Below are 18220 nucleotides of genomic sequence, written 5' to 3' on the forward strand. Positions count from 1 at the left end.
AGATGCACGCCCCGTGGGCGCACCCGTTGCGCCCACGCGGGAACCTGCATCCTGAAAATAATAACCATCGCGTCAGTGCTTAAACTTCTTTTTTTACAGGTGATTTATGACTTATGTGATTGTTCATGCCCTTGCACCCATTTTTGTCATCATGCTGCTCGGCTTCTGGGCCGGTAAAGCCAAAATGGTGGATAACAAAAATGTCTCTCTGCTTAATATCTTCGTGATGGATTTTGCGTTGCCCGCCGCGCTGTTCAGCGCCACGGTGCAAACGCCCTGGGTAGGTATCATTGCCCAGTCGCCGCTGATCCTTGTCCTGACCCTGGCGATGTGGATCACCTATGCGGCCATCTACTTCCTCGCAACTAAAGTCTTTAAAAAGTCCCCGCAGGATGCCGCCGTGCTGACCCTGACCGTGGCACTGCCAAACTACGCGGCGCTGGGGCTGCCGATTTTGGGTAGCGTGCTGGGCGAAGGCTCTGCGACCTCCCTCTCCGTGGCGGTCTCGATCGCCTGTGGCTCTGTGCTGATGACGCCGTTCTGTCTGCTGATCCTGGAACGCGAAAAAGCCCGTGCGGAAGGCACAAACAGTGGGTCTACGCTGGCGATGCTGCCGGTTCTGATGTGGCGCTCAATCAAGAAACCGATTGTGATGGGGCCACTGCTGGGTGTGATTCTGTCTGCGATTGGCATCAAAATGCCGGACCTGGTCCTGGCGTCCATCAAGCCTCTGGGCCTGGCGGCCACCGCGGCGGCACTGTTCCTGACCGGCGTGATCCTGTCGGCCCGTAAGCTGCAGATCAACACCATGGTGATTAGCGCGACCATCACCAAGCTGCTGATTCAGCCGGCGATTGCCTGGGGCATTGTGCTGGTGTTTGGTCTCCACGGTTCGGTGGCGATCACCGCAATCCTGATGATTGCCCTGTCCGCCGGCTTCTTCGGTGTGGTGTTCGGTAACCGCTTTGGCGTGCAGTCGCCGGATGCAGAAGCCGTGCTGCTGTTAAGCTCCGTCCTGTGTATCCTGTCTCTGCCGCTGTTTATCTCGCTGACTTCAGGAATGTAATCATGACCACAACATTACGCCCCCACGACCTTATCTGGCTTAATGCGCGTGACGCGCTGGAAGGGATTGCCGACGCCTGGGTAGATGGCGCCTGGCACACCGGCCTGCCGGTGGTGGTGCGGCGTGATGTTGATGGTAACGGACGTATTCCTGTGGGTGTACGTGGCCTGAAGCGCGATCAGCGTGCGGCGGGCTGGGTTAACCCGGACCAGATCGTTCGTGTCGTCTCCCCCGAACAGCTGAGCGCAGAAGCGAGTCTGCTGCGCTCGCCCTTTATCACTCAGCCACCGGTTCAGGTGGCTGTACAGCTTTCACGCATGACCTGGCCCTGGACCTGGGGCATTACCGGCAGCACCGGCTATGCGCTGGCCACCGGCATTGCGGTGATCCATGCCGACAGCGATCTCGATCTGCTGATCCGCGCCCCGCAGCCCCTCTCTCCCGATGTTTTGCTGGCCTGGCAGTCGCACCTTAAAGGGGCCCTTTGTCGGGCCGATACCCAGGTCGAGACGCCGCTGGGCGGCTTTGCGCTCAACGAATGGCTACGTGATGGCAAAACGTTGCTGAAAACCGACCGGGGGCCGCGCCTGACGGCCAACCCCTGGGCATGGGAGGAACAATGAAGATCCTGTTTACCTTTCCGGGGCAGGGGACGCAGCATCCCGGTATGCTGCAAAACTTGCCGGGAACCGAGCTGGCTCAGGCGCGTGAAATGCTGGGTGCCACTGAGGTGGACGCGCTGGACTCCCCGGCGGCGCTACAACACACCCGCGCGGTACAGCTCGCGCTGCTGATCGCGGGTGTCGCCTGGGCGCGTGAACTGGCGCGTCGCGGCGTCGCGGCGGATATCGTCAGCGGCCTCTCCATCGGCGCGTATCCTGCGGCGGTCATCTCCGGGGCGCTCGATTTTGCTGATGCCCTGAAACTGGTGGCCCTGCGTGGCGATCTGATGGAGCAGGCTTATCCCGAGGGCTACGGCCTGACGGCGATTATGGGATTAACGCTTTCCCAGGTAGAAACCCTGATGGAAGGCACCGGCACCTATATCGCCAACCTGAATGCCGAGACGCAGATTGTGATCGCCGGTGCCGATGACGGCATGGCGGAAGTGGCGACGCGTGCGCTGGCGAAAGGGGCCAATAAAGCCCGCCGCCTGACGGTAAGCGTCCCGTCGCACTGCGAACTGCTGGCGGAACCGGCGCAAAAACTGGTCGAGGCGTTCAGCCGGGTTACGCTCTCTCGTCCGCGCTGCGCATACCTGAGCGGCAGCACCGGGCGGGTGCTCTGGCAGCCGGAGAAAATTGCCGACGATCTGGCCATGAACATGGCCCGGACGGTGCGCTGGCAGGAGGCGGTGATTGCCGCGAACGAGCGTGAAGCGCAGCTGGCAATAGAGATGCCTCCCGGCGGGGTGCTGACCTGCCTGACGCGTCAGGCGGCCTGGGAAGGGGAGTCTGTCTCTCTGGAACGCAGCGGCATTGATGTCGCGGTGCATCTCGCCCGGCGTCTTAAGGCGTAGCGTTCTGCTCAAGGCGGCGGGCGTACATGCGGCCTTCTGCCGCCAGCGCCCGCAGGCCTGGGTCCTGCTCACGGTTGCGGGCAAAGACGATGGCGATCAGCTGCTGCATTTGATACGGCTCGGCCAACTTTAACAGCTGCACCGAGTTTTCATACACTTTTTTCATCCTGCCCGGCATCAGCGTAAAGCCGACACCCGCCTGCACCAGACTCAGCATCGAGAAAATATCATTAACCCGGGTGACGATCTCCGGCTCGAAACCGGCGATATGAAACGCCTCCTGGAAACCGGCGTAGGTGGCGAAACCTTCCGCCAGGGCGACAAACTTCTGGTCTTTGTAGTCACGTAAATCCGCCAGCGCGTCGGTATTGAGCTGCGCCGAGGCGGGGGCGGCAAGACAGATATCGTCGTGGAACAGAGGCAGCGCTTCGAGGTTGTTGCGGTCGATTTCACTTTCAGAGATGGAGATCAGAATCGCATCCAGCAAGCCTTCTTCCAGCATATGCAGCAGGGTCTCGTTGGATCCCATGGTGAGATCCATCTCCAGATCAGGGCGGCGTAGCTTCATGCCCATAATCAACTGCGGCACCGTCTCGAGCGTCAGGGAGTAGAGCGTGCCTACCCGCAGACGGCCCTGGCCGATACCGGCCGTTTTACGCGCCTCTTCCAGCCCGCGCTCCATGACCTGAATCACCTCCTGGCAGTACTCCAGCAGCGTCCAGGCGGCGGGCAGGGCGATCAGATTCCGGCCTTTGTGGGTGAACAGCGGGCAGCGGACGTTCTCTTCCAGCGTGTGCAGGGCGCGATGGACGCTGACCCCGCTGAGGTTCAGCACCTCAGCGGCACGGGCGATATTGCCCGTCTCCATAAATGTCATGAAGATGCTCAGTTTGCGAAAGGTAATTTCGCTGGTCAGGTCAGGTATCATCGCTCCTCCACCGGATTAATCGCTCTGAAGCATCCCTTCGAGCTGTTCCTGCGCCTCTAGCCAGGCCATTTCGCACTCTTCAAGGCTGGATTTGGTCGTGGCCTGCACCTGCAGGCATTCGGTCAGCTCGGCTTTACGCGTCTGGTCATACAGTCCGCTGTCACCCAGTTTTTCTTCCACGGTAGCCAATTGTGCGTTGAGCTTCTCCATCTCTTTTTCCAGACGGGTGATCTCTTTGCGCAGCGGCTGGGTTTGGGTGCGCAGCTCCGCTTCGCGACGCTTCTGATCTTTACGCGCCTGGGCGCTGTTGGCGTTATCTTTGGCCCCTTCCGCAGGCTGGCTCTCCTGCTTCTGCACGTCACTCAGCCACTGCTGATAATCTTCCAGATCGCCATCGAATGCTTCGACTTTGCTGTCATGCACCAGATAGAGATCGTCGGTGGTGGAGCGCAGCAGGTGACGGTCGTGCGACACCACCACCAGCGCGCCTTCAAACTCGATCAACGCTTCGGTCAGGGCCTGGCGCATGTCCAGATCCAGGTGGTTAGTCGGTTCATCGAGCAGGAGCAGGTTCGGGCGCTGCCAGACGATAAGGGCTAGCACCAGACGCGCTTTCTCGCCGCCGGAGAAGCGCTCGGTGTTTTCGGTGACTTTATCGCCCTGGAAGCCGAAGCCGCCCAGGTAATCCCGTAGCTTCTGCTCCATCTCCTGGGGAGCGAGACGCGCCAGGTGCTGCAACGGGGACTCGTCAGCGCGTAAAAATTCCAGCTGATGCTGGGCGAAATAGCCCAGCTTGATGCCCTTCGCCAGACCGATATCGCCGCGGACCGGAGCCAGCTCGCCCGCCAGCAGCTTAATCAGGGTCGATTTACCGGCACCGTTGCGCCCGAGCAGACCGATACGGGAACCCGGAACCAGGTTGAGCTTGATGGAGTCGAGAATGATGCGGTCGCCATAACCGGCGCTGACCTTTTCCATTTTCAGCAACGGATTGGGCAGGCTCTCCGGCGCCCGGAAGCTGAAGTGGAACGGGTTGTCGACGTGCGCCGGGGCAATCATCTCCATCCGTTCCAGCATCTTGACGCGGCTCTGGGCCTGTTTGGCTTTGGAGGCCTTGGCCTTGAAGCGATCGACAAAGCTTTGCAGATGCGCCACCCGCTGCTGCTGGCTTTCGTACATCGCCTGCTGCTGGGAGAGACGCACTGCGCGCTGGCGCTCAAACGAGCTGTAGTTGCCGGTGTATTCGAACATCGATTCCTGTTCGATATGAATAATTTTGTCCACCACCGGATCGAGGAAGTCACGGTCGTGGGAGATCAGGATCAGCGTGCCCTGATAGCTCTTCAGCCATTTCTCCAGCCAGATGACGGCATCCAGATCGAGGTGGTTAGTCGGTTCATCGAGCAACAGCAGGTCAGAGCGGCAGATCAGCGCCTGGGCCAGGTTGAGACGCATACGCCAGCCACCGGAGAAGTCGCTGACCGGGCGTTCCAGCTGTTCATTGCTGAAACCCAGACCGTGCAGAAGCGTGGAGGCGCGGGAGCGGATGGTCCAGGCGTCGATGGCATCGAGTTTGCCGTGGACGGTGGCAATCGCGTGACCGTCGTTGCGTTCGTTGGCGGCGTGCAGCTCGGCTTCCAGCTTGCGGTACTCCCGGTCGCCGTCAATCACATAGTCCATCGCCGGTACGCTCAGGGCGGGCGTCTCCTGGTTTACCCAGGCCAGCTGCCAGTTGCCCGGGTAGGTAAAGTTACCGCCGTCCGCGCTGATCTCGTTTTTCAGCAATGCCAGTAACGTGGATTTACCGCAGCCGTTTTTGCCCACCAGGCCCACTTTCTGGCCCGGGTTAATGGTGGCTGTAGCGTTGTCCAGCAGGACGCGTACGCCGCGACGAATTTGTAATGAGGAGAAAACAATCATAGAGCGCCGTGTGTTCCGACTATGTTAAGTTGTCATTATAATCAGGTTAAATGTGCCGCCACGCGCCGCGTGGGTGTGCCATGGTAGCCCAAAACAACAGTGATGACGACCCGGGAGAGGAATGATGTCCCAGACAGCAAAAGTGCTGCTGCTGTATGCCCATCCGGAGTCGCAGGACTCGGTCGCCAACCGAGTTTTGCTCCAGCCGGCATTACGGCTCAGTAATGTGACGGTGCACGATCTCTACGCGCACTACCCCGATTTTTTTATTGATATCCCCCGCGAGCAGGAACTGCTGCGCCAGCACGACGTCATCGTGTTCCAGCATCCGCTTTACACCTACAGCTGCCCGGCGCTGCTGAAAGAGTGGCTGGATCGCGTGTTGAGCCGCGGTTTTGCCAGTGGCCCGGGAGGAAACCAGCTGGCGGGAAAGTACTGGCGGAACGTCATCACCACCGGCGAGCCGGAGAGTGCCTATCGCCACGACGGGCTTAACCGCTATTCGATGAACGATATTTTACGCCCGTTCGAGCTGACGGCGGCCATGTGCCACATGCACTGGCTGAGACCGATCGTGGTCTACTGGGCGCGTCGGCAGCAGCAGAGTGAACTGGCCAGCCATGCCAAAGCCTACGGCGACTGGCTGGCTGCGCCTAATCAGACGGGAGGTCGCTGATGGAAGGTTCCGATCTGTTGCTGGCGGGAGTGCTGTTTCTGCTCGCCGCCGTGGTGGCGGTGCCGCTGGCTTCGCGTCTGGGTATCGGCGCGGTGCTCGGCTATCTGCTGGCGGGTATCGCTATTGGCCCGTGGGGGCTGGGGTTTATCAGCGATGTGGACGAAATCCTGCACTTCTCGGAGCTGGGCGTCGTCTTCCTGATGTTTATTATCGGCCTCGAGCTGAACCCGGCGAAGCTCTGGCAGCTACGGCGCTCCATCTTCGGCGTGGGCGCCGCGCAGGTGCTGTTTAGCGCAGTGATCCTCGGCGGCCTGCTGATGCTGGGCCATTTCTCATGGCAGGCGGCGGTGGTCGGCGGGATTGGGCTGGCGATGTCCTCCACCGCGATGGCCCTGCAGTTGATGCGCGACAAAGGCATGAACCGTAACGAAACGGGACAGCTCGGTTTCTCCGTGCTGCTGTTTCAGGATCTGGCGGTGATCCCGGCCCTGGCCCTGGTGCCGCTATTGGCGGGGTCGGGCGACGAGCATTTCGACTGGATGAAAATCGGCATGAAGGTGCTGGCCTTTGCCGGCATGCTGGTGGGCGGGCGCTTTCTGCTGCGTCCGGTGTTCCGCTTTATTGCGGCGTCCGGGGTGCGGGAAGTGTTTACCGCCGCCACGCTGCTGCTGGTGTTGGGTTCGGCGCTGTTTATGGATGCGCTGGGGCTGTCGATGGCGCTGGGAACCTTTATTGCAGGCGTGTTGCTGGCCGAGAGCGAGTACCGGCACGAGCTGGAAATTGCCATCGATCCGTTCAAAGGGCTGCTGTTAGGGCTGTTCTTTATCTCGGTCGGCATGGCCCTGAATCTTGGCGTGCTTTACACCCATATTCTGGTCGTGCTGCTGGGCGTTGCGGTGCTGGTGGCCGTCAAAATGCTGGTGCTGTACGGGCTGGCGCGGGTATACGGTCTGCGTCACCCGGAGCGCGCGCAGCTTGCCGGAGTACTGAGTCAGGGGGGAGAGTTCGCTTTTGTGCTCTTCTCCACAGCATCGTCCCAGCGATTGTTTCAGCATGACCAGATGGCGCTGCTGCTGGTTACCGTTACGCTGTCGATGATGACCACGCCGCTGCTGATGAAGCTGATCGACAGGCAGCTTTCCCGGCGCCTTAATGCGCCGGAAGATGAGCATGAAGCGCCCTGGGTGGACGATGATAAACCGCAGGTGATCGTGGTGGGCTTCGGGCGCTTTGGTCAGGTGATTGGCCGCCTGCTGATGGCGAACAAAAAGCGTGTCACTGTCCTGGAGCGCGATATCAGCGCGGTGAACCTGATGCGAAAATATGGCTACAAAGTGTATTACGGTGATGCCACCCAGGTGGAACTGTTACGTTCCGCCGGGGCAGAAGCGGCGGAGTCGATCGTCATCACCTGTAATGATCCGGAAGACACCATGAAGCTGGTGCAGATCTGCCAGCAGCATTTTCCGCATCTGCATATTCTGGCGCGGGCGCGCGGACGTGTAGAGGCTCATGAACTGCTCCAGGCCGGGGTGAAGCAATTTACCCGTGAGACCTTCTCCAGTGCGCTGGAGCTGGGGCGCAAAACCTTAGTGACGCTGGGGATGCATCCGCATCAGGCCCAGCGCGCGCAGTTACACTTCCGCCGTCTGGATATGCGGATGCTGCGTGAGTTGATGCCAGTGCATACCGACACGGTGCAAATTTCCCGGGTGCGGGAGGCGCGCCGCGAGCTGGAAGAGATCTTCCAGCGTGAGATGCAGCAGGAGCGTCGGCAGCTGGACGGCTGGGATGAATTTGAATAAAGAGGTAGAGGATGGCGATTCGTAAACGCTTTATCGCCGGTGCGAAATGCCCGGCCTGCCAGGCTCAGGACACGCTGGCGATGTGGCGCGAGAACAATATCGATATTGTTGAGTGTGTTAAGTGCGGACACCAGATGCGTGAAGCGGATAAAGAGGCTCGCGAGCATGTTCGCAAAGAGGAGCAAGTGATCGGGATTTTTCATCCGGACTAGCGATATGCCCTGAGTTTTTTTAAGCTAAAGGGTACACGGGTGCAGATTTCCGTTACAATCTGCGCCAGCAATTTTCCCACGCTCAGGAGATATCATGAAAGTAGCAAAAGACCTGGTGGTCAGCCTGGCCTATCAGGTACGTACAGAAGACGGTGTGTTGGTTGATGAGTCTCCGGTGAGTGCGCCGCTGGACTACCTGCACGGTCACGGTTCCCTGATTTCCGGTCTGGAAAACGCGCTGGACGGTCATGAAGTTGGCGACAAATTTGACGTTGCTGTAGGCGCAAACGACGCTTACGGTCAGTACGATGACAACCTGGTGCAGCGCGTTCCTAAAGACGTGTTCATGGGCGTTGACGAACTGCAGGTTGGCATGCGTTTCCTGGCTGAAACTGACCAGGGTCCGGTTCCAGTAGAAATCACTGAAGTTGAAGATGACCACGTTGTGGTTGATGGCAACCACATGCTGGCTGGCCAGAACCTCAAGTTCAACGTTGAAGTGGTAGCCATCCGCGAAGCCACTGAAGAAGAGCTGGCTCACGGCCACGTTCACGGTGCGAACGGTCACGACCACGACCACGATCACGGTCACGACGGTTGCTGCGGCGGTCACGGCCACGATCACGACCATGGTCACGACCACGGTAAAGGTGGTTGCGGTAATGGCGGCTGCGGTTGCCACTAAGCTTCACGGCTTAATGCTCAAAAAAGCGGGAATATCCCGCTTTTTTTACGTCTCAATAATGGGGCGGCGGCGTCTCTTCCGACTGCGACGCAATGTGTGATGACTGCGACGCTTTCACTTTTTCGGTTAACAGACGCAGCAGATCCCTCAGCTTGGCCATTTCAAGCTCGTGGGCGGTTACGGTCTGATTCAGCTCATCGATGGTGATCTCCTGAAAAGCCAGGCGGCTTTCGAGTTCAGCCAGTCGTGCTTCCATATCTGTATCCTGCATGATTCACCTCGTTGGTCTCTGTTGCCCCGTCCGGGGCTGGCGGCGGCGAATTTTACCCGAGATTATCTTCGCGCGCAGTAAACATCCCATTGCTGCGAAACTAATTTAAACAAAAATAGTCTGAAATGTGGTGCGAATCAGGGGTGTCTACCTGTAGATTTGTTCCTCAACGTTTTATAGTACGCTTCTCAATTACGCTTAATACGGGGTGAGAGTCCCCGGCCCTGGAGAAATGGATGAAATCACTGTTTAAAGTAACGCTGCTGGCGACCACGATGGCCGTCGCTCTGCATGCGCCGCTGACTTTCGCTGCCGATACTGCAGCAAAGCCTGCTGCGACTGCTGATAGCAATGCGGCGTTCAAAAATGACGACCAGAAGTCAGCCTACGCGCTGGGCGCATCTCTGGGCCGTTACATGGAAAACTCTCTGAAAGAGCAAGAAAAACTGGGCATCAAGCTGGATCAGGCTCAGCTGATCGCCGGTGTTCAGGATGCATTTGCTGATAAGAGCAAACTGTCAGACCAGGAAATCGAGCAAACTCTGCAGGCTTTCGAAGCGCGCGTGAAAGGCGCAGCGCAGGAGAAGATGGAGAAAGACGCGACTGAAAACGAAACGAAAGGCAAAACCTACCGTGAAGCTTTCGCTAAAGAGAAGGGCGCAAAAACCTCTCCAACTGGCCTGGTCTATAAAATAGAGAAAGAAGGTACCGGCGACGCACCGAAAGACAGCGATACCGTAGTGGTAAACTACAAAGGTACCCTGACCGACGGTAAAGAGTTCGATAACTCTTACACCCGTGGTGAGCCGCTCTCCTTCCGTCTGGATGGTGTTATCCCTGGCTGGACTGAAGGCCTGAAGAACATCAAGAAAGGCGGTAAAATCAAGCTGGTCATCCCACCGGATCTGGCCTACGGCAAAACTGGCGTTCCGGGTATCCCGGCTAACTCCACCCTGGTATTCGACGTAGAGCTGCTGGATATCAAACCAGCACCGAAAGCGGATGCTAAGCCGGACGCGAAGCCAGAAGCGCCAGCTGAAGCCACCAAGAAGTAAATCGGTAACAACCGCCGCTCCTGAAGCGGCGGTTTTTTTATTATGGTGCAGATATAATTAACACTGGAAGCGCTACCTACGCTGTATTAATTTAGTTGCCCGTGTAAATAATGAGCCTGCCCTGAAAACCTACCGACAGGCTCCTGAAAAGGAGTGTTTTTTTCATGACCAGGTCGCTTTTAACCAACGAAACCAGCGAACTTGATCTGCTGGATCAACGTCCTTTCGATCAGACCGATTTCGATATTCTGAAATCCTACGAAGCGGTAGTGGACGGGTTAGCGATGCTCATTGGGTCCCACTGCGAAATCGTATTGCACTCCCTGCAAGATCTGAAATGTTCTGCCATCCGCATTGCCAATGGTGAGCATACTGGCCGTAAAATTGGCTCGCCAATCACCGACCTTGCACTGCGTATGCTGCACGACATGACCGGTGCGGACAGCAGCGTCTCAAAATGTTATTTCACCCGCGCCAAGAGCGGTGTCCTGATGAAGTCCGTGACGATTGCCATCCGTAATCGCGATCATCGGGTGATTGGTTTGCTGTGCATCAACATGAACCTCGATGTGCCGTTCTCCCAGATCATGAACACCTTTATTCCGCCAGAAACGCCGGACGTCGGATCCGCTGTTAACTTTGCCTCCTCGGTAGAAGACCTCGTCACCCAGACGCTGGAGTTCACCATCGAAGAAGTGAATGCCGATCGCAATGTGTCTAACAACGCCAAGAATCGTCAGATCGTGCTCAACCTCTACGAAAAAGGCATTTTTGATATCAAAGATGCGATTAACCAGGTGGCCGATCGTCTCAATATCTCTAAGCACACGGTCTATCTCTACATCCGTCAGTTCAAAAGCGGCGACTTCCTGGGGCACGAAAAGTAATGCGTTTTGCATTAATGGTGACAGGCCCGGCGTACGGTACGCAGCAAGCCAGCAGTGCGTTGCAGTTTGCGCGCGCGCTGCTGGGCGCCGGACACGAACTGGTCAGCGTCTTTTTTTATCGTGAAGGCGTTTATAACGCCAACCAGCTGACGTCCCCCGCGTCCGATGAGTTTGACCTGGTGCGCGCATGGCAATCCCTGAACCAGCAGCACGGGGTTGAGCTGCATATTTGTGTGGCGGCAGCGCTCCGTCGCGGCGTGAGCGATGCAAACGAAGCGCAGCGTCTGGGCCTGTCAGCCGCCAATCTTAATGACGGCTTTTCACTCAGTGGCCTTGGGGCGCTGGCTCAAGCCGCATTAACCTGCGACAGAATGGTGCAATTCTGATGAACCGCGTGGCTTTCGTCTTTACCTCTGCTCCGCATGGCAGTGCCGCCGGCAGGGAAGGGCTGGATGCGTTACTGGCAACCTCCGCGTTGACGGAAGAGATCGGCGTATTCTTTATCGGCGACGGCGTGTTTCAACTGCTTGCCGGCCAGCAACCGCAGGCCGTGCTGGCGCGCGACTACATCGCGACCTTTAAGGTCCTGCCGCTGTATGACATCGAGACGTTCTACGTCTGTGCCGCCTCCCTGCAGGCGCGCGGTCTGAGTGAAAACACATCCTTTGTGCTGGATGCCACAGTGGTTGTGCCGGAGGTGCTGCGTGAACATCTCTCCCATTTCGACACTATCCTGACATTCTGAGGCCGTCATGCTCCATATTTTGAGCCGCTCCCCCTGGCACTGCGACATCGACAGCCTGTTAAGCATGGTGCGTGAAGGTGATGCCCTGCTGCTGATCCAGGATGGTGTTCTGGCGGCGGTAGAAGGCAACCGCTTTGTTGATATTCTCAGTAATGCCCCCATCTCTGTCTCTGCGCTTAAAGATGATACCGATGCTCGCGGTCTTACTGGTCAAATTTCAACCAAAATTGACGTGGTTAGCTATACTGATTTCGTCAATCTGGCCGTCCAGCACCCCGGTCAAATGAACTGGTGATGTGAGATCGCTGTATATTTCTTGACACCTTTTCGACGTGGCCCTAAAATTTCGCGTCCTCATATTGTATGAGGTCGTTTTATTACGTGTTTACGAAGCAAAAGCTAAAACCAGGAGCTATTTAATGGCAACAGTTAACCAGCTGGTACGCAAACCACGCGCTCGCAAAGTTGCAAAAAGCAACGTGCCTGCGCTGGAAGCCTGCCCGCAGAAACGTGGTGTATGTACTCGTGTGTATACCACTACCCCTAAAAAACCAAACTCCGCACTGCGTAAAGTATGCCGTGTGCGTTTGACTAACGGTTTTGAAGTGACTTCCTACATCGGTGGTGAAGGTCACAACCTGCAGGAACACTCCGTGATCCTGATCCGTGGCGGTCGTGTAAAAGACCTTCCGGGTGTTCGTTACCACACCGTTCGTGGTGCGCTTGACTGCTCCGGCGTTAAAGACCGTAAGCAATCTCGCTCTAAGTACGGCGTGAAACGTCCTAAGGCTTAATGGTTCTCCGTTAAGTAAGGCCAAACTGATTTATCTTAATGTCACACTAAACTCTTAGAGTTTTGGACAATCCTGAATTAACAACGGAGTATTCCCATGCCACGTCGTCGCGTCATTGGTCAGCGTAAAATTCTTCCAGATCCGAAATTCGGATCAGAACTGCTGGCAAAATTTGTAAACATCCTGATGGTAGATGGTAAAAAATCTACTGCAGAAGCAATCGTATACAGCGCGCTTGAGACCCTGGCTCAGCGCTCTGGTAAAACCTCACTGGAAGCTTTCGAAGTCGCTCTCGACAACGTTCGCCCGACTGTTGAAGTTAAGTCCCGCCGCGTAGGTGGTTCTACTTATCAGGTTCCAGTTGAAGTTCGTCCGGTCCGTCGTAATGCTCTGGCAATGCGTTGGATCGTTGAAGCTGCTCGTAAACGCGGTGATAAATCCATGGCTCTGCGTCTGGCGAACGAACTTTCTGATGCTGCAGACAACAAAGGTACTGCAGTTAAGAAACGTGAAGACGTTCACCGTATGGCAGAAGCCAACAAGGCGTTCGCACACTACCGTTGGTAATCCCTTCGGAGTCATAGTCACCAGGCGGGCGCTTCAGCGAAGCAGCCCGCTTTGGGTTACTTAACTGAACGCCTAAAAAGATAAACGAGGAATCAAATGGCTCGTACAACACCCATCGCACGCTACCGTAACATTGGTATCAGTGCGCACATCGACGCCGGTAAAACCACTACCACCGAACGTATTCTGTTCTACACCGGTGTAAACCATAAAATCGGTGAAGTTCATGACGGCGCCGCTACCATGGACTGGATGGAGCAGGAGCAGGAGCGTGGTATTACCATTACCTCCGCAGCGACTACTGCATTCTGGTCTGGTATGGCTAAGCAGTATGAACCGCATCGCGTAAACATCATCGACACCCCGGGGCACGTTGACTTCACTATCGAAGTAGAACGTTCCATGCGTGTTCTTGATGGTGCGGTAATGGTTTACTGCGCAGTTGGTGGTGTTCAGCCACAGTCTGAAACCGTATGGCGTCAGGCAAACAAATACAAAGTTCCACGCATTGCGTTCGTTAACAAAATGGACCGCATGGGTGCAAACTTCCTGAAAGTTGTTGGTCAGATCAAATCCCGTCTGGGCGCGAACCCTGTTCCGCTGCAGCTGGCAATTGGTGCTGAAGAAGGCTTCACCGGCGTTATCGACCTGGTGAAAATGAAAGCCATCAACTGGAACGATGCTGATCAGGGCGTTACCTTCGAATACGAAGATATCCCGGCTGACATGCAGGACCTGGCTGACGAATGGCACCAGAACCTGATCGAGTCCGCTGCAGAAGCTTCAGAAGACCTGATGGAGAAATACCTGGGTGGTGAAGAACTGACTGAAGAAGAGATCAAAACAGCTCTGCGTCAGCGCGTTCTGAACAACGAAATCATCCTGGTAACCTGTGGTTCTGCGTTCAAGAACAAAGGTGTTCAGGCGATGCTGGATGCGGTAATTGATTACCTGCCAGCACCGACTGACGTACCGGCAATCAACGGTATGCTGGATGACGGTAAAGATACCCCATCCGAGCGTCATGCTAGTGATGAAGAGCCGTTTGCTGCACTGGCATTCAAAATCGCTACCGACCCGTTTGTAGGTAACCTGACGTTCTTCCGCGTGTACTCTGGCGTGGTTAACTCTGGTGATACCGTATACAACCCGGTTAAATCAGCTCGTGAGCGTTTTGGCCGTATCGTTCAGATGCATGCTAACAAGCGTGAAGAGATCAAAGAAGTTCGCGCGGGCGACATTGCTGCGGCAATCGGCCTGAAAGACGTGACTACAGGTGACACCATCTGTGATCCGGATAACGTGATCATTCTTGAGCGTATGGAATTCCCGGAACCGGTAATCTCCATCGCAGTAGAACCGAAAACCAAAGCTGACCAGGAAAAAATGGGTCTGGCTCTGGGCCGTCTGGCTAAAGAAGACCCATCATTCCGCGTATGGACTGATGAAGAATCTAACCAGACCATCATCGCTGGTATGGGTGAACTGCACCTCGACATCATCGTTGACCGTATGAAGCGTGAGTTCAACGTTGAAGCGAACGTAGGTAAACCTCAGGTTGCTTACCGTGAAGCGATTCGTCAGAAAGTTACCGATGTTGAAGGTAAACACGCTAAGCAGTCTGGTGGTCGTGGTCAGTATGGTCACGTTGTGATCGACATGTACCCACTGGAGCCGGGCTCTAACCCTAAAGGTTACGAGTTCATCAACGACATCAAAGGTGGTGTAATTCCTGGTGAATACATCCCTGCCGTTGATAAAGGCATCCAGGAGCAGCTGAAGTCTGGTCCACTGGCTGGTTACCCGGTTGTAGACATGGGTGTTCGTCTGCACTTCGGTTCTTACCATGACGTTGACTCCTCTGAACTGGCGTTTAAACTGGCCGCTTCTATCGCCTTTAAAGAAGGCTTTAAGAAAGCGAAACCAGTTCTGCTTGAGCCGATCATGAAGGTTGAAGTAGAAACTCCGGAAGAGAATACCGGTGACGTTATCGGTGACCTTAGCCGTCGTCGTGGTCAGCTGAAAGGTCAGGAATCTAACGCTACTGGTGTTCAGATTCATGCTGAAGTTCCGCTGTCTGAAATGTTCGGATATGCAACTCAGCTGCGTTCTCTGACCAAAGGTCGTGCTTCTTACTCCATGGAGTTCCTGAAGTATGATGATGCGCCGAACAACGTTGCTCAGGCCGTAATTGAAGCCCGTGGTAAATAAGCCGTAGGGTTAAAATCTAAGTCCCGTGCCCCTTCGGTGAGGGGGCACTATAGTAAGGAATATAGCCGTGTCTAAAGAAAAATTTGAACGTACAAAACCGCACGTCAACGTTGGTACTATCGGCCACGTTGACCACGGTAAAACTACCCTGACCGCTGCAATCACTACCGTTCTGGCTAAAACCTACGGTGGTTCTGCTCGCGCATTCGACCAGATCGATAACGCACCAGAAGAAAAAGCTCGTGGTATCACCATCAACACTTCCCACGTTGAATATGACACCCCGACTCGCCACTACGCACACGTAGACTGCCCGGGCCACGCCGACTATGTTAAAAACATGATCACCGGTGCTGCGCAGATGGACGGCGCGATCCTGGTTGTTGCTGCGACTGACGGCCCTATGCCTCAGACCCGTGAGCACATCCTGCTGGGTCGTCAGGTAGGCGTTCCTTTCATCATCGTGTTCCTGAACAAATGCGACATGGTTGATGACGAAGAGCTGCTGGAACTGGTTGAGATGGAAGTTCGTGAACTTCTGTCCCAGTACGACTTCCCGGGCGACGACACCCCAATCGTTCGTGGTTCTGCACTGAAAGCGCTGGAAGGCGAAGCACAGTGGGAAGAGAAAATCATCGAACTGGCTGGCTACCTGGATTCCTACATCCCAGAGCCAGAGCGTGCGATTGACAAGCCGTTCCTGCTGCCTATCGAAGACGTATTCTCTATCTCCGGCCGTGGTACTGTTGTTACCGGTCGTGTAGAGCGCGGCATCATCAAAGTTGGCGAAGAAGTTGAAATCGTTGGTATCAAAGATACTGCGAAATCAACCTGTACCGGCGTTGAAATGTTCCGCAAACTGCTGGACGAAGGTCGTGCAGGCGAGAACTGCGGCGTTCTGCTGCGTGGTATCAAGCGTGAAGAGATCCAGCGTGGCCAGGTTCTGGCTAAGCCGGGCTCAATCAAGCCGCACACCAAGTTCGAATCTGAAGTGTACATCCTGTCCAAAGACGAAGGCGGCCGTCATACTCCGTTCTTCAAAGGCTACCGTCCACAGTTCTACTTCCGTACAACTGACGTGACCGGTACCATCGAACTGCCAGAAGGCGTTGAGATGGTAATGCCAGGCGACAACATCAAGATGGTTGTCACCCTGATCCACCCAATCGCAATGGACGATGGTCTGCGCTTCGCAATCCGCGAAGGCGGCCGTACCGTTGGCGCGGGTGTTGTTGCTAAAGTTCTCAGCTAATTAATTAGCTCTGAATTAAAAAGGACGCTTCGGCGTCCTTTTTTGTTTTCATACGTTTGTCCGTGTCACAAATTTTCGCATTTTTTGTTGGCTCCCGCCCCGCCTCTTCGTGCTTGTGCTATTGTAATCATAATTATTCTCACTTACACTTTGCGCATATTTTGAACGGGAGTGGTTATGTACGTTTGTTTATGTAATGGTGTGAGTGATAAAAAAATCCGTCAGGCCGTTCGCCAGTTTCAGCCACAATCTTTTCAGCAGCTGCGTAAGTTTGTTCCGGTGGGAAATCAATGCGGTAAGTGCGTTCGCGCTGCCCGTGAGATCATGCAGGACGAATTGATGCAGATCCCGGAATTCAAAGAGATTGCCTGAGGCTCATTCTTTTTTTTGACATCCCTGTAGCCCCATCTACGCTTCAATAAGTGGAAGCGGAGGGACTATAATGAAAGGTGATGTTAAAATCATAAGTTATCTCAATAAATTATTGGGAAATGAGCTTGTCGCAATCAATCAATACTTTCTCCACGCGAGAATGTTCAAGAACTGGGGTCTGACTCGCCTCAACGATGTTGAATACCATGAATCCATTGATGAAATGAAACACGCCGATAAGTACATCGAGCGTATTTTATTCCTTGAGGGGATCCCCAACTTGCAGGATCTCGGCAAGCTGGGTATTGGAGAAGATGTCGAAGAGATGCTGCGATCCGATCTGACGCTGGAACTCGAAGGCGCAAAAGATCTGCGTGAAGCTATCGCTTACGCGGACAGCGTTCACGATTACGTTAGCCGCGATATGATGATTCAGATCCTGGCCGATGAAGAAGGACATATCGACTGGCTGGAAACGGAGCTGGATCTAATCGGTAAAATCGGTCTGCAGAATTATCTCCAGTCGCAGATTAAAGTGGAAAGCTGATCACGCTTTGCCCGCCCATAATTAAACCTGCTGCCGCCATGAAAGGTCCAAATGGCAGTGGGTTTTTTAATATCTGTTCTCCGGGTTTAAACAGGGATCGAATCAATAGATAGAGAATAGCCAGCAAAGCGGCCGATAATGCCAGAACAGGAAGTACACACCAGCCATGCCATGCGCCCAGCGCCCCCAGATATTTCACATCGCCGTATCCCAGTCCCTCACGTTTACGTATCAGTTTGTAAGCCCAATAAATAATCGCAAAGCCGGCGTAACCCATTATTGCACCTAAGACCGCGCTGGCCAGAAAATCGGGTTGAAGACAGAGGTGATAGAGCAGACCTGCCCAGAGTAGTGGACACAGGTATCTGTCCGGAAGCAGATGCGAACGGATATCCTCACGAACTAATAAGCAGGTTAAACCCAGGTAGACAACCAGGAAGGGGAGGGTAGTGAGCATCGTTAATGGCCTCTATGAAATGTGTACGGCCATACTCCACTCAATTCCTGGGGTTAAACAAACAGTAAAACTCAACCCTGCGTGAAGCCTTCCCGACTAACGTCTTACCGTCGCAACATTACATCTTTTTTACGAGTCGCCACGCAAAACTGACCTAGCCCGTCTATTTCCTAAACGGGGCTTGCGTCCTGCTCAGATTTACGTATAATGCGCGGGCTTGTCGTAATTGACAGCTGGTTCAATCTGAACCC

General features: G+C 55.1%; 22 protein-coding genes. 18 read left to right on the forward strand and 4 right to left on the reverse strand.

The genetic code is table 11. The features are described 5' to 3' along the window. The first annotated feature begins 106 nt into the window (after positions 1 to 106). Genes M8318_RS07520 through mdcH form a run of 3 tightly spaced genes read left to right on the forward strand, consistent with a single transcriptional unit; the run spans position 107 to position 2585 of the window. Positions 107 to 1066, forward strand: coding sequence for an AEC family transporter (locus M8318_RS07520; protein WP_262661776.1), 960 nt, complete (start codon positions 107 to 109; stop codon positions 1064 to 1066). Positions 1067 to 1068: 2 nt separating this feature from the next. Further along, the gene (locus M8318_RS07525; protein ID WP_262661777.1) at positions 1069 to 1689 is read left to right on the forward strand and encodes a malonate decarboxylase holo-ACP synthase; all 621 of its coding nucleotides are present in this window, start codon (positions 1069 to 1071) and stop codon (positions 1687 to 1689) included. After that, positions 1686 to 2585: a malonate decarboxylase subunit epsilon gene (gene mdcH, locus M8318_RS07530; protein WP_262661779.1), complete on the forward strand. Its 900-nt coding sequence runs from the start codon at positions 1686 to 1688 to the stop codon at positions 2583 to 2585. Before M8318_RS07525 ends, mdcH begins: the two co-directional genes overlap by 4 nt. On the opposite strand, the gene M8318_RS07535 is transcribed toward mdcH, so the two are convergent. Both M8318_RS07535 and M8318_RS07540 read right to left on the reverse strand, forming a co-directional pair. Then, a complete protein-coding gene (locus M8318_RS07535) occupies positions 2575 to 3513 on the reverse strand; it encodes a LysR family transcriptional regulator (RefSeq protein ID WP_262661780.1) in 939 nt (312 codons plus the stop codon). The two genes, mdcH and M8318_RS07535, sit on opposite strands and share 11 nt — an antisense overlap. A 15-nt stretch (positions 3514 to 3528) precedes the next feature. Continuing rightward, positions 3529 to 5433, reverse strand: a complete 1905-nt coding sequence (locus M8318_RS07540) for an ABC transporter ATP-binding protein (protein ID WP_262661782.1) — start codon at positions 5431 to 5433, stop codon at positions 3529 to 3531. 124 nt (positions 5434 to 5557) lie between these two features. Between M8318_RS07540 and kefG the strand changes: the two genes are divergently transcribed. From kefG to slyD, 4 genes are all read left to right on the forward strand, one after another. Next, the gene (kefG, locus tag M8318_RS07545) at positions 5558 to 6109 is read left to right on the forward strand and encodes a glutathione-regulated potassium-efflux system ancillary protein KefG (protein ID WP_262661784.1); all 552 of its coding nucleotides are present in this window, start codon (positions 5558 to 5560) and stop codon (positions 6107 to 6109) included. Next, the gene (kefB, locus tag M8318_RS07550) at positions 6109 to 7914 is read left to right on the forward strand and encodes a glutathione-regulated potassium-efflux system protein KefB (protein WP_262661786.1); all 1806 of its coding nucleotides are present in this window, start codon (positions 6109 to 6111) and stop codon (positions 7912 to 7914) included. The genes kefG and kefB overlap by 1 nt, the downstream gene beginning before the upstream one ends. A gap of 11 nt (positions 7915 to 7925) precedes the next feature. Beyond that, a complete protein-coding gene (locus M8318_RS07555) occupies positions 7926 to 8126 on the forward strand; it encodes a YheV family putative zinc ribbon protein (RefSeq protein ID WP_106995303.1) in 201 nt (66 codons plus the stop codon). Between the two features lie 94 nt (positions 8127 to 8220). Beyond that, on the forward strand, positions 8221 to 8811 hold the full coding sequence (slyD, locus tag M8318_RS07560) for a peptidylprolyl isomerase (protein ID WP_106995169.1): 591 nt from the start codon (positions 8221 to 8223) through the stop codon (positions 8809 to 8811). 52 nt (positions 8812 to 8863) lie between these two features. On the opposite strand, the gene M8318_RS07565 is transcribed toward slyD, so the two are convergent. Further along, the gene (locus M8318_RS07565; protein ID WP_106995168.1) at positions 8864 to 9082 is read right to left on the reverse strand and encodes a protein SlyX; all 219 of its coding nucleotides are present in this window, start codon (positions 9080 to 9082) and stop codon (positions 8864 to 8866) included. Positions 9083 to 9318: 236 nt separating this feature from the next. On the opposite strand from M8318_RS07565, the gene fkpA reads away from it, so the two are divergent. From fkpA to bfr, 11 genes are all read left to right on the forward strand, one after another. Next, entirely contained in the window at positions 9319 to 10137 is an 819-nt protein-coding gene (gene fkpA, locus M8318_RS07570) for an FKBP-type peptidyl-prolyl cis-trans isomerase (protein WP_106995167.1), read from the forward strand. Between the two features lie 164 nt (positions 10138 to 10301). Beyond that, a complete protein-coding gene (locus tag M8318_RS07575) occupies positions 10302 to 11024 on the forward strand; it encodes a helix-turn-helix transcriptional regulator (protein ID WP_106995166.1) in 723 nt (240 codons plus the stop codon). After that, positions 11024 to 11410, forward strand: coding sequence for a sulfurtransferase complex subunit TusD (tusD, locus tag M8318_RS07580; protein ID WP_262661790.1), 387 nt, complete (start codon positions 11024 to 11026; stop codon positions 11408 to 11410). The genes M8318_RS07575 and tusD overlap by 1 nt, the downstream gene beginning before the upstream one ends. Then, positions 11410 to 11769: a sulfurtransferase complex subunit TusC gene (gene tusC / locus M8318_RS07585; RefSeq protein WP_262661792.1), complete on the forward strand. Its 360-nt coding sequence runs from the start codon at positions 11410 to 11412 to the stop codon at positions 11767 to 11769. Before tusD ends, tusC begins: the two co-directional genes overlap by 1 nt. 7 nt (positions 11770 to 11776) lie before the next feature. Beyond that, a complete protein-coding gene (tusB, locus tag M8318_RS07590) occupies positions 11777 to 12064 on the forward strand; it encodes a sulfurtransferase complex subunit TusB (RefSeq protein ID WP_262661794.1) in 288 nt (95 codons plus the stop codon). A 124-nt stretch (positions 12065 to 12188) separates the two neighbouring features. Continuing rightward, complete coding sequence (rpsL, locus tag M8318_RS07595) at positions 12189 to 12563, forward strand: 30S ribosomal protein S12 (RefSeq protein ID WP_003023654.1); 375 nt, start codon at positions 12189 to 12191, stop codon at positions 12561 to 12563. A 96-nt stretch (positions 12564 to 12659) separates the two neighbouring features. Next, a complete protein-coding gene (gene rpsG / locus M8318_RS07600; RefSeq protein WP_106995162.1) occupies positions 12660 to 13130 on the forward strand; it encodes a 30S ribosomal protein S7 in 471 nt (156 codons plus the stop codon). A gap of 96 nt (positions 13131 to 13226) precedes the next feature. After that, a complete protein-coding gene (gene fusA, locus M8318_RS07605) occupies positions 13227 to 15341 on the forward strand; it encodes an elongation factor G (RefSeq protein WP_262661796.1) in 2115 nt (704 codons plus the stop codon). A gap of 67 nt (positions 15342 to 15408) precedes the next feature. After that, positions 15409 to 16593, forward strand: coding sequence for an elongation factor Tu (gene tuf / locus M8318_RS07610; protein WP_262661798.1), 1185 nt, complete (start codon positions 15409 to 15411; stop codon positions 16591 to 16593). A gap of 177 nt (positions 16594 to 16770) precedes the next feature. Next, the gene (gene bfd / locus M8318_RS07615; RefSeq protein WP_003863268.1) at positions 16771 to 16965 is read left to right on the forward strand and encodes a bacterioferritin-associated ferredoxin; all 195 of its coding nucleotides are present in this window, start codon (positions 16771 to 16773) and stop codon (positions 16963 to 16965) included. Between the two features lie 70 nt (positions 16966 to 17035). Continuing rightward, positions 17036 to 17512, forward strand: a complete 477-nt coding sequence (bfr, locus tag M8318_RS07620) for a bacterioferritin (RefSeq protein WP_262661801.1) — start codon at positions 17036 to 17038, stop codon at positions 17510 to 17512. On the opposite strand, the gene M8318_RS07625 is transcribed toward bfr, so the two are convergent. Beyond that, entirely contained in the window at positions 17496 to 17969 is a 474-nt protein-coding gene (locus M8318_RS07625; RefSeq protein WP_262661803.1) for a prepilin peptidase, read from the reverse strand. The two genes, bfr and M8318_RS07625, sit on opposite strands and share 17 nt — an antisense overlap. Between the last annotated feature and the right edge of the window lie 251 nt (positions 17970 to 18220).

The sequence above is a fragment of the Leclercia tamurae genome (genome assembly GCF_025566055.1).
GTDB classification, from domain to species: Bacteria; Pseudomonadota; Gammaproteobacteria; order Enterobacterales; family Enterobacteriaceae; genus Enterobacter; species Enterobacter tamurae.